17 protein-coding genes are annotated in these 26447 nt (G+C 43.3%); 3 read left to right on the top strand and 14 right to left on the bottom strand.

Annotated elements, in window-relative coordinates; translation table 11 throughout:
- Nucleotides 1-3: 3 nt before the first annotated feature.
- Together AC1RM2_RS22315 and AC1RM2_RS22310 are read left to right on the top strand one after the other, a co-directional pair.
- On the top strand, nucleotides 4-1350 hold the full coding sequence (locus AC1RM2_RS22315) for a DUF58 domain-containing protein (protein WP_492987371.1): 1347 nt from the start codon (nucleotides 4-6) through the stop codon (nucleotides 1348-1350).
- Nucleotides 1351-1354: 4 nt separating this feature from the next.
- Complete coding sequence (locus AC1RM2_RS22310) at nucleotides 1355-2497, top strand: hypothetical protein (RefSeq protein ID WP_492987370.1); 1143 nt, start codon at nucleotides 1355-1357, stop codon at nucleotides 2495-2497.
- Between the two features lie 23 nt (nucleotides 2498-2520).
- On the opposite strand, the gene AC1RM2_RS22305 is transcribed toward AC1RM2_RS22310, so the two are convergent.
- The 9 genes from AC1RM2_RS22305 to AC1RM2_RS22265 form a co-directional block, all read right to left on the bottom strand.
- On the bottom strand, nucleotides 2521-3309 hold the full coding sequence (locus tag AC1RM2_RS22305) for a mechanosensitive ion channel family protein (RefSeq protein WP_492987369.1): 789 nt from the start codon (nucleotides 3307-3309) through the stop codon (nucleotides 2521-2523).
- A 437-nt stretch (nucleotides 3310-3746) separates the two neighbouring features.
- Complete coding sequence (gene groL / locus AC1RM2_RS22300) at nucleotides 3747-5378, bottom strand: chaperonin GroEL (protein ID WP_477361009.1); 1632 nt, start codon at nucleotides 5376-5378, stop codon at nucleotides 3747-3749.
- A gap of 169 nt (nucleotides 5379-5547) precedes the next feature.
- On the bottom strand, nucleotides 5548-5823 hold the full coding sequence (groES, locus tag AC1RM2_RS22295) for a co-chaperone GroES (protein ID WP_090641441.1): 276 nt from the start codon (nucleotides 5821-5823) through the stop codon (nucleotides 5548-5550).
- Nucleotides 5824-6063: 240 nt separating this feature from the next.
- On the bottom strand, nucleotides 6064-6408 hold the full coding sequence (gene secG, locus AC1RM2_RS22290) for a preprotein translocase subunit SecG (protein ID WP_492987368.1): 345 nt from the start codon (nucleotides 6406-6408) through the stop codon (nucleotides 6064-6066).
- A 58-nt stretch (nucleotides 6409-6466) separates the two neighbouring features.
- Complete coding sequence (secG, locus tag AC1RM2_RS22285; RefSeq protein WP_492987367.1) at nucleotides 6467-6685, bottom strand: preprotein translocase subunit SecG; 219 nt, start codon at nucleotides 6683-6685, stop codon at nucleotides 6467-6469.
- An 11-nt stretch (nucleotides 6686-6696) separates the two neighbouring features.
- A complete protein-coding gene (locus AC1RM2_RS22280) occupies nucleotides 6697-8163 on the bottom strand; it encodes a hypothetical protein (RefSeq protein WP_492987366.1) in 1467 nt (488 codons plus the stop codon).
- 21 nt (nucleotides 8164-8184) lie between these two features.
- The gene (locus AC1RM2_RS22275; RefSeq protein WP_492987365.1) at nucleotides 8185-8694 is read right to left on the bottom strand and encodes an LptE family protein; all 510 of its coding nucleotides are present in this window, start codon (nucleotides 8692-8694) and stop codon (nucleotides 8185-8187) included.
- A 4-nt stretch (nucleotides 8695-8698) separates the two neighbouring features.
- The gene (locus AC1RM2_RS22270; RefSeq protein ID WP_492987364.1) at nucleotides 8699-9952 is read right to left on the bottom strand and encodes a sigma-54 interaction domain-containing protein; all 1254 of its coding nucleotides are present in this window, start codon (nucleotides 9950-9952) and stop codon (nucleotides 8699-8701) included.
- Nucleotides 9953-10024: 72 nt separating this feature from the next.
- Nucleotides 10025-11530, bottom strand: a complete 1506-nt coding sequence (locus AC1RM2_RS22265; protein ID WP_492987363.1) for a MiaB/RimO family radical SAM methylthiotransferase — start codon at nucleotides 11528-11530, stop codon at nucleotides 10025-10027.
- Nucleotides 11531-11683: 153 nt separating this feature from the next.
- On the opposite strand from AC1RM2_RS22265, the gene AC1RM2_RS22260 reads away from it, so the two are divergent.
- Nucleotides 11684-13489 carry a hypothetical protein gene (locus AC1RM2_RS22260; RefSeq protein WP_492987362.1) on the top strand — a complete coding sequence of 602 codons (1806 nt, stop codon included), beginning with the start codon at nucleotides 11684-11686 and terminating at the stop codon, nucleotides 13487-13489.
- A gap of 80 nt (nucleotides 13490-13569) precedes the next feature.
- Here the strand turns inward: AC1RM2_RS22260 and sov are convergent, their stop codons facing one another.
- From sov to gatA, 5 genes are all read right to left on the bottom strand, one after another.
- Nucleotides 13570-20598: a T9SS outer membrane translocon Sov/SprA gene (sov, locus tag AC1RM2_RS22255; protein ID WP_492988267.1), complete on the bottom strand. Its 7029-nt coding sequence runs from the start codon at nucleotides 20596-20598 to the stop codon at nucleotides 13570-13572.
- Between the two features lie 34 nt (nucleotides 20599-20632).
- Nucleotides 20633-21217, bottom strand: a complete 585-nt coding sequence (gene ruvA, locus AC1RM2_RS22250; RefSeq protein WP_492987361.1) for a Holliday junction branch migration protein RuvA — start codon at nucleotides 21215-21217, stop codon at nucleotides 20633-20635.
- Between the two features lie 33 nt (nucleotides 21218-21250).
- The gene (locus tag AC1RM2_RS22245) at nucleotides 21251-23527 is read right to left on the bottom strand and encodes an NADP-dependent malic enzyme (RefSeq protein WP_492987360.1); all 2277 of its coding nucleotides are present in this window, start codon (nucleotides 23525-23527) and stop codon (nucleotides 21251-21253) included.
- 118 nt (nucleotides 23528-23645) lie between these two features.
- Nucleotides 23646-24932 (bottom strand): lytic transglycosylase domain-containing protein, encoded by a 1287-nt coding sequence (locus AC1RM2_RS22240; RefSeq protein ID WP_492987359.1) that lies wholly within the window; start codon nucleotides 24930-24932, stop codon nucleotides 23646-23648.
- Nucleotides 24933-24996: 64 nt separating this feature from the next.
- Nucleotides 24997-26421 carry an Asp-tRNA(Asn)/Glu-tRNA(Gln) amidotransferase subunit GatA gene (gatA, locus tag AC1RM2_RS22235; protein ID WP_492987358.1) on the bottom strand — a complete coding sequence of 475 codons (1425 nt, stop codon included), beginning with the start codon at nucleotides 26419-26421 and terminating at the stop codon, nucleotides 24997-24999.
- Between the last annotated feature and the right edge of the window lie 26 nt (nucleotides 26422-26447).

Here is a 26447-nt window from a genome sequence, read left to right as displayed (position 1 = left end):
CGTGTGAAAAAATTCTTCCGCCTGTTTTATAAAGACCTTTTTTTAACCAACCGATTATTTACCGGCCTGGGTGTATGTGTTGTATTGTTTTTACTCACATTCTTTTTTCCTTGGCTGGGCATCATTCCTGTCCTGGCCTTTGTGGTATTGATGGCTTTGCTGTTTATCGATATCCTGATGCTTTATACAACCGCCAAAGGCGTGTTTGCCAAGCGCCATGCCCCCGAAAGATTAAGCAACAGCGACGAAAACGAACTGGGTGTTTATGTTGAAAACTGGTATCCGTTTAATGTTAGCATCGGTATCATCGACGAGATTCCCTTTCAGTTTCAAAAACGCGACATCTGGTTTAAAACAACCTTAAAACCACATGAGCGTAAACTGATAAGCTATAGCTTGCGCCCCACCAAACGCGGCGAGTACGAATTTGGCGACATCCGGGTTTACGCCAAATCGCCATTAGGGCTCATCAGGCGGCGTTATACTTTTCAGCAGGCCGAGACATTGCCGGTATACCCATCCTTCCTCCAGATGCGTAAATATGAGTTGATGGCTATCTCTAACCGGCTCACAGATATCGGCATCAAAAAAATACGCCGAATTGGCCACAGCCTGGAATTTGAACAAGTAAAAAACTATGTTGCCGGCGATGATTACCGCACCATTAACTGGAAAGCCACTGCCAGACAGGGCAACCTGATGGTTAACTCCTATACCGACGAAAAATCGCAGCATGTGTATTGCATAATAGATAAATCGAGGGCGATGAAAATGCCTTTTGAGGGCTTAAGCCTGTTAGATTATGCTATAAACGCCAGCCTTGTTCTGTCAAGCGTTGCGCTTATAAAAGAGGACAAGGCTGGTTTAATTACTGCATCTGAAAAAATTGGCGCTGTTATTCCTGCTGACAGAAAATCGTCGCAATTGAATAAGATACTGGAGGTTTTGTATAAGGAGCGTACCCGCTACCTGGAAACCAATATGGAGCTATTATACAGCACAGTGCGTACGGTAATAAAGCAACGCAGTCTGGTGGTATTTTTCACCAATTACGAAAGCATGAACGCCCTTAACCGGCAATTACCCTACCTGAAAAGGATAGCCAAATTTCACCTGCTGCTGGTTGTTTTTTTTGAAAACACAGAACTTAAAACCTTGAGCGAGCAACCAGCCACCGACCTGGAAGGTGTATACATAAAAACCATTGCCGAGAAATTTGCTTACGACAAAAAACTGATTGTAAAAGAGCTTGCCAAATATGGTATCCAATCTATTTTAAGTGCGCCGCAAAATTTGACGGTTAATACCATCAACAAGTATTTGGAATTAAAGGCTAAACAGAAAATTTAAGGTTATGCTGTTGCATTTAGTATACCACGCTATAAAAGGCATTATTAAGCTTGCCGAAGACGATGAACCTGTACAACATTTAGATTCGGCTTTATACCGGCGAAAATCGAGAACAATCTTACAATACATCGATTTTGCAACAAATGCAATGATCAATGATGGCAAAAAAATCGACGAAGTTAAAGCGAACCTGCTAAAAAAGGGGCTACACGAAGACCACCTGGACGTAGTATTAGATAAAGCCCAGCGCGCTTACAAAAAATGGGTTAACGAAACCGGGGGTAAGCCTGAACTCACTGTATTTGAACTTTATGAACAATCGCTAAAAAATGTATCAAGTACGCCGATTAAAATGGACACACATCCCGGCGAAGATCATGCCCTGCATTTTTGTACTTTAACTAATTTTGATAGCTATTATAATATAAATGGCAGAGCCTTACTGTCAACTATCGCCAACAAGGCTTTGAATACTGCGCCTATAATTCAACATAAAGAGGCCGCCATAAGGCAATCCACCTTTGCGCAATTGGGTGGCACCCCAACAAATCCGTTTTTACGTGTTGTTACCATCAATAACTTTACAGAAGCCGTATACCCCTATCTCCGCACTACAAGCAAAATAAGCTTTCGTACCGAACAGATTACCGAATGGGATAACGGCGACCCGATTGTGGAGGCTGAAATAGAGGGCAGATTAAATAACCTATATCCCCTGTGCTTTTTTGCAACCGACTATGCAGTAAATCAGGTTATATACAAAAGCCGACCGGAGATTGAGATCCGGCTCTCGGCCTTTGTACTGGAACTTGTTGACGTTAAAAGAAACACCAACGACACCAGACAGCAGCCAAGGGCAATGCAGCAAAACAAAAATTACGACAATAAGAGTTATTTTTCATTTGAAGGCGTGATTCTCGATATAAAAGCTGCCTCGGTTGACCGTTTTTGCATAGGCTGCATAATGGCATTAAAACTTAATTGCAGCGATCGTCCGGGCAGCAACAGCACTATTGATGCATACGTGACCAATGCTAACATTAAAGCCAATAAAATACTAAAGGGCATGTTAGTGACGGGAGTGCTTTGGTTTCAGGGAGAAATTGCAACAGAACTCCCCTTTTCAGAAAAAAGTCTTAAATCTTGATTCTTACATCTTGACTCTTATTCCTATCCCGCCTTCGGGAACGCCACTCCATTAGCGCCGAAATCCTTAAATATCTTTTCCTGCAGGGCTATTTTGGCAGTTAAAAAGTTGGCTGGCTGCACCCATACGTTTATGGTGATGCGCACCGAATCTATCTCCATACTTATGATACCTACTCTTGCGGCCGGCTCGGTAAGCAGGTCGTGGTTTAAGCTGATGGCTTCATTAATGATGGCCTTCACCTTATCCAGGTCATTAGCATAGGCAATCTTAATCTCAAAATCCAACCGACGTTTACCCTCGCGGGTTACGTTTACAATCACTTCGTTAAAAAGCTTTCCATTGGGGATAATCACTTGTTTGTTGTCGGCAGTAATTAAAACGGTGTAAAAAATCTGGATAGATACCACCTTACCATCCTGACCCTGCGCTACTATGCTGTCGTCAACCTCAAATGGCTTTAATAGCAGTATAAGCACCCCGCCGGCAAAGTTTTGAAATGTACCCGAAAGGGCCAAGCCTGCCGCCACACTAAAGGCGCCAATTATAGTGGTAAAAATAGTGAGCTGGAAACCAAAAATATTAATTACCGAAATTATCAGTAATATATAAAGGCTGGTAATTGTAACACTAAGAAGAAAGGGCTGTAATGATGAATGAACTTCCTTTTGAAGAAGCCGTTTGCGTATCCGCGACCTTAAAAATTTGATAAACCAAAGGCCAACAATTAGAACTATTAATCCGAATGTATAGCGAATCCAATTATCAACTATCCATTTGTGCGTATCAAAATAAAAATCTTTTAACTCCATATGTGGAGGCAAAAGTAAAAATTAATTACTTACCGTAAATGGTTATAAATAATTCGGGGCCTTTAAACAACAACCAATCTACGATGGCGCTGTGTATTTGTTTTGATTTTTGTGTTATATTTTTCATATCATCCTACGCTATTCAAATCCTGTGCCTAAGAAACTATCTTTCAGCTTTGTTACGCAAAAATACAGGTTAGCTGTTAAGATAATTTTAAAAACTAATCAAATGATTAATTAATGACCATCCGTTTACGTTCAAATGACCGTAAGCGATCTTTAAAAAGCAGAAACCCTGTATACAAAAGCATACAGGGTTTCATTTTTAGTACGTATGATCAAGTCTCAAGTCCGAAGTGTTAAGTCTTAAGTCACAGGCTATTTCTGGCCTTTAGACTTCGGACTATAAACTTAAGACTTTCAACTCAGGGCTTATATTACATCATGCCGCCCATACCGCCGCCGCCCATTGGTGGGCCAGCTGGAGCATCTTCAGGATCATCAGCTAATACAACTTCTGTTGTTAACAACATAGCTGCGATAGAAGCTGCGTTCTCTAATGCTACACGACCAACCTTAGTTGGATCGATAACGCCTGCTGCAATCAGGTTTTCGTATTTATCGGTACGTGCATTGTAACCGAAATCGCCTGTACCTTCTTTAACTTTTTGTACTACAATTGAACCTTCGATACCAGCATTCTGGCAAATCTGACGTAAAGGCTCTTCGATAGCGCGACGGATGATCTGGATACCAGTGTTCTCGTCTTCGTTATCACCTTTAAGATCAGCTAAAGCAGCTACCGCACGGATGAAGGCAACGCCACCACCAGCAACAATACCTTCTTCAACAGCAGCGCGTGTTGCGTGTAAAGCATCGTCAACACGGTCTTTTTTCTCTTTCATTTCAACTTCTGTAGCAGCACCTACGTAAAGCACAGCAACACCACCAGATAATTTGGCTAAACGCTCTTGTAATTTTTCGCGGTCGTAATCAGATGTAGTTGATTCGATTTGAGATTTGATTTGGCCAACACGACCTTTGATCTCATCGGCAGAACCAGCACCATTAATGATGGTTGTGTTATCTTTGTCGATAATGATTTTCTCGGCAGTACCTAAGTAAGTCAAGTCAGCATTTTCTAATTTGTAACCTCTTTCTTCAGAGATCAAAGTACCACCTGTAAGGATAGCGATATCCTCTAACATGGCTTTACGGCGATCGCCAAAGCCTGGTGCTTTAACAGCAGCAACTTTCAGTGAACCACGAATTTTGTTAACTACCAAAGTAGCCAATGCTTCGCCATCAAGATCTTCGGCAATAATTAACAATGGTTTGCCTGTTTGTACTTGTTTTTCAAGGATAGGAAGTAATTCTTTCATCGAAGAGATCTTTTTATCGTAGATCAGGATGTAAGGATTTTCTAACTCTACTTCCATTTTATCAGCATTGGTAACAAAGTACGGAGAAAGGTAACCACGATCAAACTGCATACCTTCTACAGTTTTAACTTCAGTTTCAGTTCCTTTTGCTTCTTCAACGGTGATAACACCATCTTTACCAACTTTAGCCATAGCTTCGGCAATTAACGAACCGATGATCTCGTCGTTATTTGCAGAAATTGCAGCAACTTGTTTTATTTTGTTATTGTCTTCGCCTACAGTTTGCGATTGAGCTTTTAAATCCTCAACAACAGCTGCAACAGCTTTATCAATACCACGTTTTAAATCCATTGGGTTTGCACCTGCAGCTACGTTTTTAATACCTGCGGTAACAATAGCTTGTGCTAAAACGGTAGCAGTAGTAGTACCATCACCTGCAATATCAGCAGTTTTTGATGCAACTTCTTTAACCATTTGGGCACCCATGTTTTCTAAAGCATCTTTCAGTTCGATTTCTTTAGCAACAGTAACACCATCCTTAGTGATCGACGGTGAGCCGAATTTTTTATCAATAATTACGTTTCTGCCTTTAGGGCCTAATGTTACTTTAACCGCATTAGCCAAAATATCAACACCGCGTTTTAAGGCGTCGCGTGCTTCAACATTGTATTTAACTTGTTTTGCCATGATTTTAGTTTTGAATTATTGAATTACTGAATTATTGATTTGGCTGTCAGCCTAATCTATTTTCAGCATCCAATAACTATTTTCGTTTTAACTTTTGATTGTGAGTTGAAGAATTATTGTTTGTGCAGGATAATTCAATAAATCAATCCTTCAATAATTCAATAATTAGTTACAGTACCGCGTAAACGTCAGATTCGCGCATAATTAAATACTCTTTTCCTTCGTAAGTAATTTCGGTACCGGCATATTTACCGTATAAAACCTGGTCACCAACTTTTACTGTTAAAGGCTCATCTACTTTACCGTTACCTACTGCAACGATAGTTCCACGCTGAGGTTTTTCTTTAGCGGTATCCGGGATAATGATTCCCGAGGCGGTTTTCTCTTCGGCTGCTGCGGCCTCTACAACCACTCTGTCGCCGATTGGTTTAATGTTTAATGACATAGTTATAACTGTTTATTTATTTAAGTTTTTCAACCACCAAATCCTCATCAATTATGCCAAGGCCGGGCAATGGCAAATATTGACATACTTAACTGTTGTAATGGCAGCAAAAACGTTTTTTTACTTTTTACCCTTAACAGTATTTTAACTTGCCCGTGCCATCGTGTCAGTTAAACAGGGCACAAAAAAACGGCTTTGGGACAATCCAAAGCCGTTTTTTACTATTTACTAAGTGTAAGCTTATTTCGTTTTATTTGGAGTTTGCGTTGCAGGCAAATTCAATGGCTGTGATACCGGCGCTGTTGATGAAGGTTTTGAAGCCTTATCAATTTGGTTTTGCAACGGATTTGCGGTACTTGCTGAACCACCTTTGGCTACCACGTTAATGGCTAATGCCAATACCATTACGGTAATTGCCAATACCCAGGTACCTTTTTCTAAAAAGTCGCCGGTTTTTTGAACGCCCATTAATTGCGATGAACTTGAAAAATTAGATGATAAACCGCCGCCTTTAGGGTTTTGGATCAGCACGATTAGCCCCAACAGAGCACATACAATAACGGTAAGGATAATTAAAATGACCATTTCTTTATTTAATATTAATTCGTTTTCTTTTCTAATTGTTCAATTTGACTGATTGCTGCTAACGAGCTATAACATTAATAGCCATTGCCAAAACCATTATCCCAATTGCCAATACCCAGGTTCCTTTTTCTAATATATCGCCGGTTCTTTTCACACCCACTATTTGCGATGAACCCGAAAGATTAGATGATAAGCCGCCACCCTTAGGGTTTTGTATCAAAACAATTAGCACTAACAAAGCACATACAATAACAGTAAGAGTAATTAAAATATACATTGTTTTATTGGTTAATTCGTTTTATTTTCTAATTGTTCAATTTGGTGGGCAAAGTAACGGCTTTTTTCCGGGAATTTCAACATCAATTTTTTATAAGTAGCAATCGCTTTGTGATATAGCATCTGGTCGGCGTATATCTGCGCCAGGGTTTCGCTTACCAGCTCATTTTTATCTTCCGAACTTTTTTTGGCCTTATTCTCGTTATCTATCTTGTTTATTGATGGCGGTCTTATTTGTGGCTCCTCCTTAATAAACTTTTCAATAATGATATCTTCTTTGCGCTTTATCTCAGGAGCATCTGGTATGGGGGCATTTTCAAGGTCCTGAAGCGATTTATCATGAAATATATTTTCAAAATACTGCTGTTGCAGTTCATCGGCAGCATGTTCCTTTTTTTCTTCGGCAGTTATCCCTTGCGGTACCTGCGGTTGTATCGGCGGCAAATATGGCTGATATGTTGACGCGTACTCTTTACGTGTTTTATCAAGCCACCACATGAAGGAATAAGGCATCTTTTCATCATGATACTTTGATACCGTTTCGGCGTCCTGGGCAGTATCTTCGGTTTTGGCCAGTACCGGAAGTTCTTCGGCCTCAACAGACCCAGGCTTTCCAGCTCCTTTTTGATCGGCTATCGAATTATCAAACATAAAATAATCGGTAGCAGCAATACTGCCAATGATCCATTTTTCTGTTTCAAAATTAATATCGGCCGAATTGCTTTTAGGCTCTATTCGCTCAGCAACAGTCAATTCATCAGCAGTAACCGGCGTTTCTTCCGCAGCTTCAGTTTCTTCAACAGCTTGCTCTTTGATGTCCGACACACTGCCATTAAAGCTGATATCTTCGATACCTACAATTTCGTCAAAAATCTCGTCTTCGATATCTTCTTCATTCTTTTCGTCAGCTATCTCTTGAAACGCAACAGGTGGCGCAGTTTCTTCAACAGCCACCGCTACTTCATTCTCTGTTTTATCATTTTCTACCGATAACTCTTCAACAGCTGGTTCTTCCAACTCTCCGGTTATAACATCGGCTTCATGTTCTGTTACAGATTCGGGCGCAGGCTCTTCTGTCAATATTTCAAATTGGTTTTCCTGGCCGTTGATGCCCTGCGGCTCCTCAGTTATTTCAGTTGCTGTACCTATATTAAAATAGTTTTCGCTTTCGGGGGCGGGTGGTGCGTAAACGGGTGCCGCACCATTTTTTAAACCGGCAATTTGCCCTGCCGAAACAACAGGCAGGCTCTCAGGATCGTTAATAAGCTTGTGCAGCAACCGGGGATTAAAGTAGGCAGCGGCGTGTTTTAAGTCGCTTCCGTTACCTGCGTGGGCAAGCATGGCCCTTAATATGCCACTTTGCGGAAACTCATCAACCAACTGCTGCAAATCATAGTTATGCAACTGGCCATTATCGGCCGGATTGGCCAACAACTCCCATAATATCTCGTTTTGCCTGTTATTTAAATATTGATCCACGTGGTTGAAAGTACGAAATGCCTACCAATTAGAAAAGGCCTTGTTATAAATATCTTCGGTTAATTGCTTGGTAATATTCTGGATAAGATTTTGTTCCTGCGATCCTATATCACCTTTATAATCGGCAAACCTTGTCATGCTTTCGTCAAAGTTAATCTTTTTGTCCTTATCATAAACAAATTTCACCTTTACGGTTATACTTAACCTGTTTGCACCGGCAATAGGCGCAGTATTAGTTGAAGTAGCCTCTATAGACACAGGAGCGATGGTATAACCAACAATACTCCCGGACAGGGTTGCATCGGCCTCGCCACGTACCAGGCTCAGCCGGCTTTGCGTACGTACACGTTCTTTTAAAGCCTCGGTAAATGTCTGGCTTAAGTTGTTTACCACCAGCGGTGCGTTATTCTCAAAAAACTGGATGTTCAGTGTTTTCAAACCGGGTGGAATAGCTTCATTACGGAGTGTATAGCATGATGAAAGCAAACCTAAATTTAAAACTATAATTACAGAACCGATTATTCTTTTCATCAACCTATAAATTTAACTCTTTTATTTTTCTGTACAGTGTGCGCTCAGATATACCCAGCTCATTGGCAGCCAGCTTGCGTTTCCCTTTATGTTTCTTTAAAGCCTTACGGATCAGGTCTGATTCTTTTTCAATCAGCGATAGCGATTCCTCTACCTCCTCGGCTTCGTGGGTTATATTATACGCATCGTTACCGCCAATATTGCTGCCATTATTATTTGTATTAACGGGTTGCTGCAAAGTAAATTGTCCCTCGGGGCCGCCCGGAATTTCAATATCGCGATACAACTGGTTAAGTGTTTGCGAGTGGCTGGCGTAATTGGTTGATACGCCGCCGTGTTCAATAATATCGGCCACCAGTTTTTTCAGTTCAACCATATCGCGTTTCATATCAAACAGTACTTTGTACAATATATCACGTTCCGAAAAATCTTCTTTGCCGGGATTACCCACACGCATAGGTAAATTGCGGCCGTTTGCCTCTTGTGGAATATATGTTAACAAGGTTGGCCCGGTAATAATACGATCCCGCTCCAATACAGCTAACTGCTCGGCCATATTTTTAAGCTGACGCACGTTACCCGGCCAGCTGTAGTTTATCAGCACTTGTTGTGCCTCTTCATCCAATTGAATTGGCGGGGTACGGTATTTATCTGTAAAATCAGATGTAAATTTCCTGAACAGCAGGTAAACGTCCTCCTTCCTATCGCGCAAAGGTGGAATTTTCAAGGGCACCGTATTTAAGCGATAGTAAAGATCTTCCCTGAACTTACCGCTTTTTACGGCATCGTAAACATCAACATTGGTAGCGGCTATAACGCGCACATTGGTTTTCTCTACCTTTGATGAACCTACTTTAATGTACTGGCCAGATTCCAGCACCCGGAGCAAACGGGCCTGGGTGCCTAAAGGCATCTCGGCAATTTCATCCAAAAATATGGTACCACCGTTTACGGTTTCAAAGTAACCCTTACGTTCGCCAACAGCACCGGTATAAGAGCCTTTTTCGTGGCCGAACAATTCCGAATCGATAGTCCCCTCGGGTATAGCCCCGCAGTTAACCGCGATGAAAGGCCCATGCTTACGCGGACTCATCTGGTGTATAATATGCGAAAACACTTCTTTACCACTCCCGCTTTCGCCGGTAATCAGCACCGAAATATCTGTAGGCGCCACTTGGTTGGCTATATTTATGGCCCGGTTAAGCAATGGCGAATTGCCAATGATACCGAAGCGTTGTTTTATTTCTTGTATTTCCATGTATTCAATTTGAAAATCCGGCAATTTGAAAATTTGAAAATTACCTCATCTTCAAATTTTCAAATCTTCAAATTAATCAATTACCTTCCCTATCAACGTAGCCGTAGTAGTTCGTTCAATCAAAACGTTCACGTATTGGCCGGGTTTATAGTTGTCGGCTACCGGGAAAATCACCATGGCGTTTTGATCGCTGCGGCCGCAATAATCATTTTTTGATTTTTTGGAGAAACCTTCAATCAGCACTTTTTCTGTTTTGCCAACGCGTGCTTGTGCACGGTAGTAAGAGTATTCCTGCTGCTTGGCAACTATCTCAGTTAATCGTTTTTGCTTTACTTCCTCGGGAATATCATCAGCATAGCGTTTCGCGGCTAATGTTCCTGGGCGTTCGCTGTATTTAAACATGTAGGCAAAATCGTATTTCACGTAATCCATCATGCTTACGGTTTCGGCGTGTTCTTCGTCGGTTTCAGTGCAAAAACCGGTTATTACATCTGTAGAAATTGCGCAATCGCCAATTATCCGGCGAATAGCATCAATCCTGTTAATATACCAATCACGGTCATAAGTACGGTTCATCAAATCCAGGATGCGGGTATTGCCCGATTGTACCGGAAGGTGTATGTAGTTACAAATATTATCGTATTTAGCAATAGTATATAAAACCTCGTCGGTAATATCCTTCGGGTGCGACGTAGAAAAGCGCACGCGCAAATCGGGATTAATGAGCGCCACCATTTCCAAAAGGTTAGCAAAATTGGTAACGGGGGCCTCACCTAAATCCTCTCCAAAGGAGAGAACTTGCTTAGCACCTTGTCCATCCTGCTCATCAGAACCCTCTCCTTTGGAGAGGGCAGGGTGAGGCCTCCACTTATACGAATCCACATTCTGCCCCAACAAAGTAACCTCGCGGTATCCTTTATCAAACAAATCGGTACATTCGGCTACTATTGATTGCGGGTCGCGGCTGCGTTCGCGGCCACGGGTAAATGGTACCACGCAAAACGAACACATGTTATCGCAGCCACGCATAATAGAAACAAAAGCGTTAATACCGTTGCTGTTTAAACGTACCGGGCTTATGTCCGCATAAGTTTCCTCGCGGGATAGCAATACGTTTACGGCTTTTTGGCCGCTATCAACCTGGTCTATCAGGTTAGGCAGGTCGCGGTATGCATCAGGGCCAACAACTACATCAACCAGTTTTTCCTCTTCTAAAAATTTCGATTTCAGGCGTTCGGCCATACAGCCCAGCACGCCTACCACCAGGCCAGGATTTTTAACCTTCGTTATGGCAAACTCCTTTAAGCGATTACGCACACGGGTTTCGGCATTCTCGCGGATAGAGCAAGTATTTATAAATATAACATCGGCCAAATTATGATCGCCGGTGGTTTCAAAGCCCTGTTCAGACAATATGGATGCAACAATTTCGCTATCGCTAAAATTCATTGCACAGCCATAACTTTCAATATAAAGTTTACGGCCGTTATTTTTACCCGTCACCGGCTGCTCTAAAACTAAAGCCTCGCCTTGCCTGCTCTCGTCATGTATCTTATCCGGAAGAACCAAATCCATCATTCAATTAAAAATTAGTTTGCAAAAATACATAAAATTTGAATACACGGATGACATATTGTCAGTATTTAACAAAATCGAAATTTTATTGTTATATTTCTGATTCTATACGTATAACAGTACCAGTAACACCATAAAGTAAACGGATATCTTTAAATGAAGCTTAAATTTTTAAGGCATAAGTGGCAAAAAATAGCATTTAGTTTTGTGTTGGTACCGGTACTTATAGTATTTATTATTGCCCTTATCCTTAACCATTACCTGGCCCCTATTTTGGCCACGCAAGTGCGCGACGCTGTTTTAACCGGCAGCGACAACCTTTACAGGGCCGATTTTACGAGGGCCGAGCTACATTTACTGGAAGGAAAAGTTACCATATATGACATTAGCCTTATCCCCGATACGGCTCTGTATAACCGAAAAAAGAAGCAGCACCTGGCACCTAACAACCTGGTAACCCTGCATGTAAAAAAGCTCATTTTAAAACACATACACCCATTCAGCTATTATTTCAGGCAGCGATTAAAAATAAATGAGATAATTTTAAATGAGCCCGAACTAAACGTTAGCTATGCGCTTAACCATACGCAGGATACCGTTTTAAAAGATCATCGCACAGCCTGGCAAAAAATTTCCAAAAGCTTGCATTCTATAAGCGTAGATCATATTTATTTTAACGATGTGAAATTTAAATACGAGGACTACTCGGGCCATAAGGTAGTTATATCAACCCTTAAAGAAATGAACCTGAGCGCTACCGACCTGCTCATTGACTCGGCAACCCAGACTGACAAATCGCGACTTTTATATTGTAAGGATATTGTTACCGAGCTAAATAATTATAGCGGCAAAACAGATAACGGGCTATATGATTATAAAATAAAATACCTTAAGCTATCAACCATGTACGCGCGGCTCAATATCAGGGGACTGCAATTACAAGCCGCAAAAAACGACCTGTTTTTTAACAAAAGCCAAAGTGATAGTTTTACGCTGGGCATGGATTCAATACAACTCAATAACTTCGATTTTTTGAATTACCATAAATACCGGCGCGTACAGGCATCAAGTCTTGAGCTTGCCAATGGCGCATTAAAGGTGTTTGGCAACCCCAATAAGGCTAAGCAGGTACCGGAAGACAAAGTGTCCACCTTCCCTAATGTGCTGGTACGCAATACTGATGCCGACCTGACGATAGATACCATCCGGTTAAAACACATCAACGTATCCTACTCCGAATATAATGCCGAGACAAAAAAAACAGGATCGGTTGAATTTGATAATACTGAAGGCGAATTTCATAATGTAACAACAAACAAGGCGTCCATAGCTAAAAATAACATTACCGATGTACGGCTTAGCAGCTACTTCATGAACCGGGGGCGATTGGATGTTCAATTTCTGTTTAATTTAACCGATGCCGATGGCTCATTCAACTATAAAGGATCACTAAGTACGATGGTTGCCAACAAGCTTAACCAGGCAACCGTACCGCTGGCCATGCTCAAGATAACATCGGGCAATATCAAACAATTTAATTTTGATATTCATGCAAACCGCAAGGCCTTTAAGGGGCGGATATCTTTATTATACAACGATTTAAAGGTATCAATCCTGGAAGCCGACACGGCCAACAACCGTTTAAAAAAGCAGCAGCTGATATCCATATTTGCCAACCTGTTTGTTATAAAACACAACAACCCCGATGCTACCGGCAAAGCCTCCCGCTTTGCCGATGTTAATTACATTCGACCAAAAGACTCGCCATTTTTTAAAACTGTTTGGCGCACATTGTTACAGGGCATAAAAGAATGTGCCGGGCTGGATGAAAAATCGCAACAGGCTGCAATGGGGCGCTTAACCGAACACAAAAAAAACAAGCAGGAAAGATTAGTAAGGAAAGCCGAACGCAAACAGCATAAAGCTGAAAGAAAAGCGGCAAAGGAAATGGATTCACACTAATTTAAGAAATTGAAAATTAACGGAACTTACTATGCATTTTCAAATCTTCAAATTCTCAAATTTTCAAATGGGCTCCAACTTTATTGCAGCAACAATTTCAGGTTGATGCCGAAATTGGTAAAGGCGGTATTAAATGTTTGCGAGGTATATGGCCGGGTGATGTTTGAATCGTAAAACAGGTTGAGGTTAAAACGCTGGTTTATCACATAGTCAATTGACGGCCTCACGGTAATGTTTTGCGCGCCTGATGATATTTCGGCGGCTGCTACGTCGGCACGGTAAATAAGGGTTTTATTATCGCGCAACGAGAAATCGAGCTTAAAATTAACATCTTTGGGGCTGCCACCGGGGAACAGGCCAAACGGGAAGTGGAAATTTTTGGTATGATAGCCAAAGCCAAAAACCATGATCTTTTCGTTTTGCTGCGCCAGCTGGCTGTTAAGCAGGCTTAGGCTAAGGGTACGACTCTGCCTAAACTCTACGTTGGCGGTCATGCTGTTTTTAAACCTGGCGCTGGCTCCCAACAAAGGCACAAACTGCTCAAATATGGTAACCTGCGAAAACTGGTAAAGCGGCAAAAAATCGTTATTTAAATCGCGCGCGCTGCTGGCGCCGTTGGCTTCCTGGTATTGCAGCAAGGTGGTAAAACCGTTTACGTTGTATGACGACCGGTAACCGTGGCTCAGATCGAACGAGTCGAAAATATCGGCGAAAAACGGAATTTTGGCCAGGCCGCTGTACCTGACATCCCAGTTGGGTATAGGTATTTTAGGAAACTGCGATGTACTGGCCTTCGCCGCTTTTTTACCTGTATAGGCAGCCAAAAATGCCGGCACCAGCACGTTTTGTGAGTTTTGGCCGTAACCATCTCTAAGCCCAACAGAATCTACCAATTGCGTTGAATTAGGATTTTGCGCGGCAAGCCTTTGCGATATAATGGAACGATTGGCAAGCATTTGTTGAAACAGCGGCGATGTATTATTAATACCGGTAGTTTTTTTGAACGCCGTGCCTATAGTTAAATAAGAGACACTATAATTACCCGTGGTAACCGGGCTTAACGATTCTATACTGTTGGTTGCGGCCAGGTATTTAAAGTTAGATTGATAGTTATTATCCTGTGTTTTAAAGGCGATGAGGTCAATTTTAAGGCCAGGAATTGGCTCGAGAACAGCCCTGAAGTGCATATCCTCATTGAGTGATTTTGTGTACAATTGATTTTGCAGGGTATCTGTAGATATCCATCCATTGGCCACCGCCCTGGCACGGATATCGGTTTGGCTGCCCAGTAAGAAACCTATCCCCGGCGCGTTATAATCTGAATTTTCGCCAAAAATACCCGATTGGGGCAGATAGCCCGGTAAATAGATACCCTGCTTGCGCGAGTAAGTAGCGCTTACATTTTTAACACTGGTAAGCAGGCCAATTAACACCTTGCTAATGCCACCCGGCGAATTAGGGTTACCGGCCTTGCGTATAAATGGAAACTTGTTATACAACGATACCATGTTAAAAGTCGGGTTCACCTGTATTTCGCGCAGGTTGCTGATGCTGTTACCTACGTCATACGAAGGATCATTAATGGCAAACAAAGGCTGGGTTTGCCAGTTAAAATGCGTGCTATACCGGGTAGTTACCGATGTCCAGTCCATCCCCGGAATTTTGTTGATAGGAAGGGCATAGTTGATATTGATTGTGTGGTTGTAGTTGGTGGTGCGGCCCAGCTTTTTCAAGTTATCCCAAAGGGTATCGCGTTTTAAACCATTAATGCGCCCCGCTGGTTCATCAACAACCGAAAGGTTGGTGGCATCAATATCTAATGATAAGGATTTTGATAAATTCCAACCTATGCCATATACCCTGGTAATATTAAAGTATTTATTGAAGGTAGTTGTTGGTATGGGAATAAAATTGTTAGGATCGTTATCCCGCAAGGTGTTTTCAGAGTAAAACCGATCAAAATTAATACTGAAATTTAGCCTTGATGGTAATATGCTAAAGTTGATATCGCGCGCCAGCGCCAGCAAATTACTTTTAATAATTTTTGCAAATGGGTTATAGTATTTGGGCGCGTTGGTATAATTATAGGCAAAGGTAAAGTGATACGTTTTTTCTAAATCACTTTGGGTGGTAAAATCATGATGGGTAAACTGTGTAAAGGCGTAGCTGGCGCTCAGGTTCTCGATATCCCAAACATGATTTTTTGCCGTAGGGTCAAGCTTTGTTTTATGTACGTTGGTAAAATTGAAGCTTTTTCTGAAAGTGTAATCAACCGCCGCGTTCCTTATCGAATCGCGCTCTTTAGTACTTGTGGCTGCGGCAAGTGATTGCTTCAATTCTATATCCGGCGCCCCCGGATCATACTGAGGTAAGCTTGTTTGCGACGATACATTGATGTAGGCTGGTATACTGATCCCGCTTTTAGCCGGGAAAAACTTACCTAACTCGGCAGTGGCCGATATATCATAAACCTGGTTATCGCTCTGGCTCCTGTCGTTCAGCCGTGAATCCAGCGTACCAAAACCTATGCTGGTTTTACTACCCGATACGGTAACGTCGGCAAAATCGGCCAGCTTAGTATCCAGCCTTGCTGTAGCTGCCCAACCACCGCGCTGGTCAAAATCGGTTAAGCGCAGTTCATCAAACCAAACTGTGCCTGTTTTATCCAGCCCATCATCTGTACCCGTTGCCTGGCTGCCTTTTAAAGGGTTACGTACACCTATCATAATGGTACGCAGGCGGCTTAAGTCAGGCTGGCCTTTTATATAAACAGTTTGGATGCCTTCGGTATATTTAAATACCTGGTTAAAGGATACATTGCTGTGGTTACGGGCAAGTTTTGCACGGGTAAGCAAACCAAGCTCCAGGTCAATAGCGTTGGCGTCGGGCCATATAGCATCGGGGCTGCTGGTGCCCGGCTGCGTAATTTTTAAAGGCACTTCGTACTCGTAATAGTTATCCTGGTAATCAACACCAAGGCGTAAAAACGCGTTCAAATCGTCGTCTTTCAACAACTCGCCCTCGGCGTGCACAAACATTTGTACACGTTTGTATTTGCGCAAATCGTTATAAAAAGTCCGGAAAGCAGCCCTTGAATAGCCATCCCGAAGACTTTTTACATTTAATGACAGCGATTGCTCGTTCAGCTTGGTATTTGTTTGCAGGTTATTATAATTACGCTGGCGCTGAATGCCCGGCGGCACCACGTATGGGATGGGCGTACGGTTACCATTCTCCTCAATATTCACTGCCTGCACATCAAGCGTCGAGTTATCTAAAGGCGGATTGCTGATAGATGGATCGGCAATAACATTCAGCGGATTTCGCTCGATGTTAAATGCCCGCCATTCGCCGCGCACCAGTTCCAGTGTCGCGAAGCGGAGGATGGCGGTATCGGCAAAATTGGTCATGAACATCCGCATAAAACGAATGGCTTTAAAATCGCCAATATTACCCACCTTGCTTTGGTAATCGGTAATCGGGATCCTGAACTGATACCAGTTTACCGATTGGGTTGTACCATCGGGCAGTTTAACATTTGCCGTTACCTTATCGCTGATGTTGTTTTGCCCAACAACCATATCACCGGGCCGGATAGATACTTTGTACTGAAAGTACGAATCTTCCTGGCTCATGTTATTATCGCGGTTAATATCCTCGCCATCGGGCAACGAGGTTGATGCCGAATTCTGGATCCCAAGTTCGGCTTGCGATTGCTGCGATGTTTTGGAGTTGCCATCGGTACCATTGTACTTGCTATACCTGTCAAGGATACCTAACCTTCCCTGATCCAGCGCCGAACCCTGGTAGTACTGATAATCATCAGACGATGGGTCATTTGCAAAGCTGGTTGCAGCCTGCGCGTTCAGTTGCCCTTTTACCTGGGTAACTATCGGGGCAAATTTTTTCTCCTCGTCGGCATCATTTAATCCATCCAAACCTACATCCTGCAAACGGCGAGCATCGGGGTTATTGTCAAAGGCGTTAATAACCGGCTGTAGTTTAGATACCCGACCCCAGTTGGTTTCGTCAACCTGGGTAAGGTCGCCATTCACGGGCAGGCTGTTCTCCAGGCTTTTCCGGCCATCTTTCAATATATCTTCAGATACGCTACCCAGGTTAAAATACAAATCGCCACCTGCCGAGTTGGGTTTGTAAATAAAAGGATCGAGTACCCAAAACTCAATGTATGATACGTTTAACGATTCAAAATCATTCGTTTCCAGTTTCCTGAACATACCCCCCCAGCGCGATTTTGGATTTTGTAACGTACCATCGGGATTAAAGCCCGTAGTGGTATAGTTGTACGGACCGCGCACATTGGGATAAAAAGCCATATTCAGTGTAGCCAGGGTTAATGGCTGCCCGGTGCTCGACTGCTTGTAGGGGAATACTTCCTGCTCCAATACCTGCCTTGCATAATGATTGGACAGGTCGGCCCTTGATATGGCAATGTTATTCGAGTTGGTATAAAATATAGGGTCGATATTATAAAATGCAAGGCGAGCGCGATTGTAACCGTAGCTCAGGTCATCAAACCGGCTGGCTTCGGGGAATAACTGCGGCGTACCCGAAATTTGCCAGGCATTAGCGCTTTTTATATCGATGATGGATTGGCTGTTTTCAAAATCATCCAGGTACGATGTACCGTTTTTTGAGCCTGCAAAATTTAACGCGCCGGGGCTGCCCGGTAACAACTGAGCAAACTCACCCGAAAAGGTAACCGACGATGGCGCCTTGGTGTGGATCAGTGGTATTTTATCAACCAGGCGGGTAAGCATGCGCGAATCTGAACTATAGTTAACATCAAAACCCCATATGGTGTTGGAGATTGATTCCTCGCCTGCTGTTTCATTTTGAGTAATAGGCTGCTCGGTAAGGTGCATCAGCGTACCGCCTAAATTCAGCTTATCGTTCACATGGTAATCAAACCTCGATCCGTATAATGACTTTTGCTGAACGCCAAACAACTCATTATTCTCCAGCTTTACGCTGATAGTTTGGCCCGACGATAGCAAGGCCTGGTTCAATATCCTAATCCGGCCGGAGTTGTAATCAACAGTGTAATCTGTGCCCTCCGTTAATTTAAGCTGGCCAGCCGTTACCGTTACTGATCCCTGCGGAATATTCACAGCGTTCAGCTGGTATTCTGATCCGCCTGTCGAGGTGTAAGTACCTTTAATTACATAGCGGTTTAAGGCCGGAAAATATTGCTGTGCTATAGTTTTTGTAGAGTCGTACAGTTGTTGATATACGTAACGTTTGGTAAGGTCCGTTTCGCCGGCGGTAAACTTGGCAGCCAAATCAGAGCCGAAAGGCTCAATAGTAGGGAACGAGATGCGGCCGTTTTGCGAGTCGATAGTAACTCCTTCCAAAAAGTCGAAATACCCATCGGGCTGTTTTGCGCTTTGCTGATCAAGATTGTCAAGCCCTGCAACCTGCAGCCACAATTTACCTTTCAGGTTGGCCCCTTCCTCCATCACCGTTTTTTCGATACCCGATTTATCATCCAACCGGGTCACCGTCAATTTAAAATTCGTTGGAGCAATCTGGAACGCGCCCAGCGAGTAGATGTTTTTCATCATCAAATCCCAGGATGGCAAATTGGTTTTCAGCAGTTCGTTTTTTAGCAATTTTACAAATAACACTTTAGGCGTATTGGGATCAACCGCCACATCGCTGCTAAACTCACCCACCTGGTATTGCACACCATTGATAGTGTATTGGTAAGCCACCGCCAAAACCTCATCGTTATTTAAAGGATAATTGAGGGAGATATAGCCCAATTGCGGGTGAAGCGTATATTCCTTATCGGTGAGTTTACGGGCATAGGTTAGCTTGGCATAGTTATCTGTATTACCAGTTGATTGAAAATAACTGGCTACTGCGTTTGAGTTTGTTTGCCTTGCATCGGCAGGTAAGTTATTTAATAAAGAGTTGGACTGCTGTGCAAAGCCGGGGCCTTTAAAGCCGGCTGGCAAGCCGCTAAAACCGGCGCCGCCCTGTATTCTTGATGTATTATAAGGTTTGTTTTCGCCCAGGTCAAGGAATGCTAAGATATCCCTCGAATCGGTAGTTACGTTGGTACGGTTGGTTGTCCACACCTCAATTTTTGTGATATTTACGTTGGAGCTGATGATTGGGATGTTGGCCAGCGCCTTGTTATAGTTATTGCGAAAATACTGCGATAAAAAGAAGTGCTTGTTGGCTTCGTAGTCCGCAGGGGTTAGCCTGAATTCGCCCTGCTGCGAGCCATTGGTTATGGTAATGGTTTTTGATTGCGACCGCTGTTGTGATAAAATACTGGTGATATCCAACCGGCCAAATTTCAGCTTGGTTTTTACGCCAAAAAGCGCCTGGCTACCGGTTATAAGTGTAGTAGGCAGGGGCATACTCACGGTACCGGCTTCTATTTTCTGGATGATCTCGTCGGGCGAGCCCGTATAATCCAGCTTTACCTGGTTTTCAAACTGAAATTGCGCATCGGTATTGTAATTGGTAGTAATCTTCAGTTTATCGCCGATGTTACCAGTTACGTTAAGCTGAATCTTTTGGTCGAAATTAAAATTAAACTGGCTGCGTTGCCTGGTATTAAATAATGGGTTTTCGTTTTTATTAACCTGCCCGGCCAATATCATTTCTGCCGATCCCTGTGGGCGGATATCAATGTTCTGGCTACCAAAAATTTGCTCAAAAGTGCGGCTTCTTACTTTAATAACGGGGATAAATCCGGGTTGCTGCGAATCGTAGGCATAGTTATCTGCCAGCTGCTTGTAATAATTGCGCTGCTTTGATTTATCTGTAAGTTTTAAATATTCGGCGAAGGTGAGGTATTGCGGCGGCCGGTATAGCAAGTTACCAACCCGCTCGTACAAAATATAGCGGTTTGTGGCCGCATCATATTCAACGGTGCGCACAAGCCCCGGAGGATCGGAACTAAAAATACCCTCCCTGACCCTAACATTTTTGGGTTGGGCTAAGTCAAGCGGTACACTTTTCCGGGTCGTATCGGTCCTTATCTTCGGTATTTGCTGCTGCGCATAAGCGCCGTTAAGCACACCGAAAGTGAGAATTACCAATACACTTATAATAATATTATAAGTAAATATTCTTATCAAAAGTCAAGTCGAAATTTATACGTAATTATAGGGTTTTTAAAGCAAATTTAATTAGTTGTTCAACAGTTAAATCGCCGCTATTTTTATTCATTTCCTGCTCCAATACCTTTTCGGCAGTATTGCGGGCAAAGCCAAGCATTACCAGGGCGGTAAGTGCTTCATCCTTAGCAGTTTTATTTATTGGCACAACGGTTAGGGTATCCGGACCTTCCTTGCGCAGTTTATCCTGCAGTTCTAAAATTATTCTTTGTGCCGATTTTGGGCCTATCCCTTTAATACGCTGAATAAGGGAAACATTACCGCTTACAATAGCCGCCTGAATCTCGGCCGGCGTTATAGAAGATAGCATCATGCGGCCCGTATTTGGCCCGATACCGGATATCGAGATCAGGTGCATAAACAAGCGGCGCTCACCATCATCGGCAAAACCGTACAGGGTGAGCGCATCTTCTTTTACATGTTGCCATATATATAGCTTGCAACTTTCATCGGCACCAAGCCTTGAATATGTATTTACCGATATATTGATATGATAACCTACACCCCCTGTATCAATAACAACATGCGATGGGCTTTTAAAAACCAGTTTACCACTAATATAATCGTACATAAATATTATTTTATTCTTTTGTTTATCAAAAAACTATTGGTTCTCCGCCTTCGCTTGTGCCGTAATTACCGCAATGGTAACCATATTAACAATCTCGCGGACCGAGCTACCCAACTGCAATACGTGCACCGGCTTTTTTAAACCTAACAATATAGGCCCAACCGCTTCGGCGCCGCCTATTTCCTGCAACAACTTGTAAGCGATGTTACCCGATTCAAGATTAGGAAATATCAGCGTATTGGCAGGCTTTCCGTTTAATGTAGAGAATGGAAAATTATCGGCCAGCAAATCCGAGTTCAGGGCAAAGTTTGCCTGCATATCGCCGTCAACAACCATGTCAGGATATTTTTCGTGCAGTATTCTTACCGTCTCCCTTGTTTTTTCTGGGATTACGCCCTCGTTCGATCCAAAGTTGGAGTACGATAATAAAGCGACCCTGGGGGCGATGTTGAAGCGTTTTACCGAGCGTTCTATCAGTACGGTAATATCTACCAGTTCCTGCACCGTTGGGTTTACGTTTACGGTGGTATCACCAAAAAACACAGGCCCCTTGGGGGTTATCATCATGTACATACCCGCAACGCGATTTACGCCCTCTTCGGTGCCGATAATCTGCAATGCCGGTTTTACGGTACTCACATAGTCTTTTGTCAAGCCCGAAATCAGCGCGTCGGCCCGGCCAAACTGCACCATACTGGCACCGTAATAATTACGGTCGACCATTAGTTTTTTGGCCTCGTACAAAGTAATACCGCGGCGCTGGCGTTTATTGTATAAATAATTAACGTATTCGTCCATGTTTTCGCAGCCCTCACGCGGATCGATGATCTGTACATCGCCCAGGTCAAGCTCGTTTTCACGCATGATCCGTTTTATCTTTTCTATATTGCCCAACAATATCGGAGTAGCAATACCTTCATCCTTTACTATCTGGGCCGATCTTAGGATCTTATAATTATCTGCTTCGGCAAACACCACCCTTTTAGGGCTCTGCTTCGCCTTATTGGTAAGGTTGCGCAGTAGTTTATCATTGTTACCCAAACGTGATCTTAGCTCCTCTGCATAGGCATCCCAATCGGTAATAACCTTACGGGCAACGCCCGAATCAATAGCCGCTTTAGCAACCGCCATAGACACTTCGGTTATCAACCGCTGATCCATCGGTTTCGGAATGATGTAATCCCTGCCAAATTTAAGGTTGGTGATATTGTAAGCCAGGTTTACAGCCTCGGGTACCGGTTTCTTGGCCATTTCGGCAATAGCGTGGGTGGCCGCTATCTTCATCTCCTCGTTAATGGCGGTAGCCCTTACGTCAAGTGCGCCACGGAAAATGTACGGAAACCCCAATACGTTATTTACCTGGTTAGGATAATCTGACCGGCCGGTTGCCATAATAATATCTTCACGTGCGGAAGTTGCCAAATCGTAATCAATCTCGGGAACGGGATTGGCCATCGCAAAAACCACCGGCTTTTTAGCCATCGATTTGAGCATTGCCGGGGTTACCACATTACCTGCAGACAGGCCAACAAATACGTCGGCATCTTTCATGGCATCCGATAACGTTTTTACATCGGTACGGGTGGTGGCAAACTCCATCCTGATATCGTCCAGATCGGTACGGTGTTGATCAAGCACACCGTTGATATCAAACATTACCAGGTTTTCTTTTTTAACCCCTATGGAAAGGTACATTTTTGAACAGGATACCGCGGCGGCACCTGCACCATTGACTACCAGTTTTATTTTATCCAGTTTTTTACCCTGAATTTCGCAGGCATTCATCAAAGCAGCAGCCGATATAATAGCCGTACCGTGCTGATCATCGTGCATTACGGGGATGTTCATTTCGGCTTTAAGCCTGCGCTCTATCTCAAAACAGGTTGGCGCCGAAATATCCTCGAGATTTACGCCACCAAATGTAGGCTCAAGCGCTTTTACTATCGCCACAAACTCATCAACACTTTTGGCATTCACCTCCAGGTCAAATACATCAATGTCGGCATAAATTTTAAACAGCAAGCCCTTGCCCTCCATTACCGGTTTACTGGCTTCGGGGCCAATATTACCCAAACCTAACACGGCAGTACCATTGCTTATAACTGCTACCAGGTTACCTTTAGCAGTATATTTATATACGTCATCAACGTTTTCGGCTATGCGCAGGCAGGGTTCGGCAACACCAGGCGAATAAGCCATGGTTAAATCTCGTTGCGAATTGGTAGGCTTGGTGGGCACTACCTGTATCTTACCAGGACGGCCCATGGAGTGGTAATTCAGCGCGTCCTGTTTACGGTTGTTCTTGTTCATCTTCTCAAAATTCAAGCGCCCAAAATTACAATTCTTTTTATGGTAACCTGAAATAAAAAAGCCCGGTTTTGAAACATGTCAAAATCGGGCTATTATTTAAGCGGATATTATCCCGTGTTTACAGCGTTGTTTTTGAACCAGCTGATACGTTTGCCGAGATATCGCCACCGGCGGCAACCCTTATTGTTTTACCAACGGGAGCGCGGTTGCTCTCCAGGTTATTCCATACTTTAAGATCATGTACCTCGCAGCCAAACAAGTCGGCTATACCGGCCAGAGTCTCCCCTTTTTTTACTTTATGATAGGTAGTTATCTTTCGATCAGATTTTGGCACATCCACATAAACCGGGTGGGTGGCAGGGGCCGCTACCGCATAAACTGGGGTTGGCCTGGCAAACTCCATAGGCGCTACCGCATCACCGGCACTATTTAATACATTGTATAAAGCAGCAAAGTTCTCTTTGGCGGTTTGTGGCAGGATAAGCCTGCGTGGAGTTTTTGGCGTACCATTTACAATTAACCTGCGATAGGCCGGGTTAAGGATGGTTATTTCACTGATGCCTACATTTAAAGCACGGGCAACATTACTTAACGATACAAACTTTTTAACCATAACAGTATCCGTCTTTAACGAAAAGTTGCAGGCCTGCGCTACGATGTTGTGCTTACCAAAATAGTTCATCACATAATTCATGGCAATAAAAGCAGGTACATAACCACGGGTTTCGGCGGGTAAGTATTGGCGTATAGCCCAAAAATCGCTGCCGCCGCCAGCTTTTTCCATAGCATGCTCCACATTGCTTTTCCCGCAGTTGTATGATGCTATGGCCAACAGCCAGTCGCCAAATTCCTGGTAAGCGTCCTTTAAGTACGCGGCTGCAGCATAACTGGCTTGTATCGGGTCGCGGCGTTCGTCAACATACTCATTCATGTTAAGGCCATATATTTTTGCAGTGGTACCCATAAACTGCCACAAACCTGTTGCCCCTACCCTTGATACCGCGTTTGGATCAAGTTTGGATTCAACAATCGATAAAAATTTTATCTCGTCGGGAATCCCGGCATCATGAAAAGCTTTCTCATAAATTGGGAAGTAGTACCTGGTAAGGCCGGCAACCTGGCCCATTTCATCGCGGTTGTGCATGTATAGCTCAATATAGCTTTGTACATACTCATTGTAATCAAGCTGGATATCCTTCTTGATCGAATCAAGACGGCGTTTATAAATATTGCCTTGCGCGCCTATTGGCAGCGGATGGTTTATAACCGGCAAAATGATGGTATCGGCATTAATTTCGCCATGAAAAGCAGCAAAATGATGGCTTTGCTTTACCGACGGGAGGGCATTGGCTTGAATGATTTGTAACAGCGACAGGCAGATGGTAAGCGTAAATAATCTCTTCATTCGTTGGATTTGATTAAGTAATGATGCTTCCTGCATCGGTTAATTTTACTAAAATATGGCTTTTTTATAGCTTTAAGAAATATTCAGCAAAATCTAACAGTTGTTGTTCGTTAAAATGTTTTGTTAATAATTGTAAACCTAACGGCAAACCCTTGCTATTATTGCCGGTGGGCAACGATATGGCAGGTACACCGGCTAATGATGCTTGTACGGTAAAAATGTCATAAAGATACGTTACCACCGGGTCTTTTTCTTCAGCGCCTATCGGAAAGGCTGGTTCCGGAGCGGTTGGGATCAATATAAAATCGTATTCGTTTAGTATCTCTTCGGTTTTTTCTTTTATCAATCTACGCACTTTTTGGGCCTTGGCGTAGTAGGCATCATAATAACCGGCGCTTAGTACAAAGGTGCCCAGCATAATACGGCGCTTCACTTCTTTACCAAAACCTTCAGAACGCGACCTTTTGTAGGTTGATTGCAAATCATCGGCCGCCGGGCTGCGATAGCCATAATGCACGCCATCAAAACGTGCCAGGTTTGATGAGGCTTCGGCCGTAGCCAATATATAGTAAGTAGGCACCAGGTAATCTAATTGTTCAAAGGCTATGGGTTTTACCGTATGGCCTTCGGCGCGTAATTTGTCAATGTATTGTACCAGTACGTCTTTAACCTCAGCATTAACGCCGGGACTCGAGAGCGCTTCCTGTAAATAGGCAATTTTTTTCTTACCCGGTTTTTGAGTATCAACAGTTATTGACGATACAGGCTGCTGAATCAACGTGTTATCGTAATCATCGGGGCCAGCCATAACTTCGTATAACAAGGCGGTGTCTTCAATCGAACGGGTAATTGGCCCAACCTGGTCAAATGACGAGGCGTAGGCTATAATACCATGCCTGGAGATGCGGCCGTAAGTAGGTTTAAAACCTATCACTCCGCAAAATGCAGCCGGCTGCCTAACTGATCCCCCTGTATCGGTACCAATGGCTGCGTGGCACATATTGGCCTGTACAGCAACTGCCGAACCGCCTGATGACCCACCCGATACCCTTTTTTGATCGGCGTAGTTTTTTACCGGACCATAAAATGAATTTTCATTGGAGCCGCCCATAGCAAATTCATCGCAATTGCAGCGGCCTATAATTACGGCGTCTTCTGCAAGCAAGCGTTCAACTATGGTTGATGAATATATGGATGTAAAACCTTTGAGGATTTTGGACGATGCCGTTACCTGGTGTCCTTTGTAACAAATGTTGTCTTTTATGGCTATAACCATACCGGCCAGCTTGCCGGCTATTCCGTTTTTAATCCGCTCATCAACATTTTTGGCATTGATAAGCGCTTCTTTTTCAAACACTTCATTAAAAGCGTTTAAGTGGGCGTTCTTTTTAATTTCGCCCAAATAGTTTTTTACCAAGCCCTGAACAGTAATTTCCGCACACTGCAACCCGCTCTTTATTTCGGTTAAAGAGGAATAAAATTTAGCCATGGGGCTAAAATAAAAAACTTATCCGT

Source organism: Mucilaginibacter sp. GW822-FHT03E02 (assembly GCF_058801545.1).
This window is presented reverse-complemented; position numbering and strand designations above follow the sequence as displayed.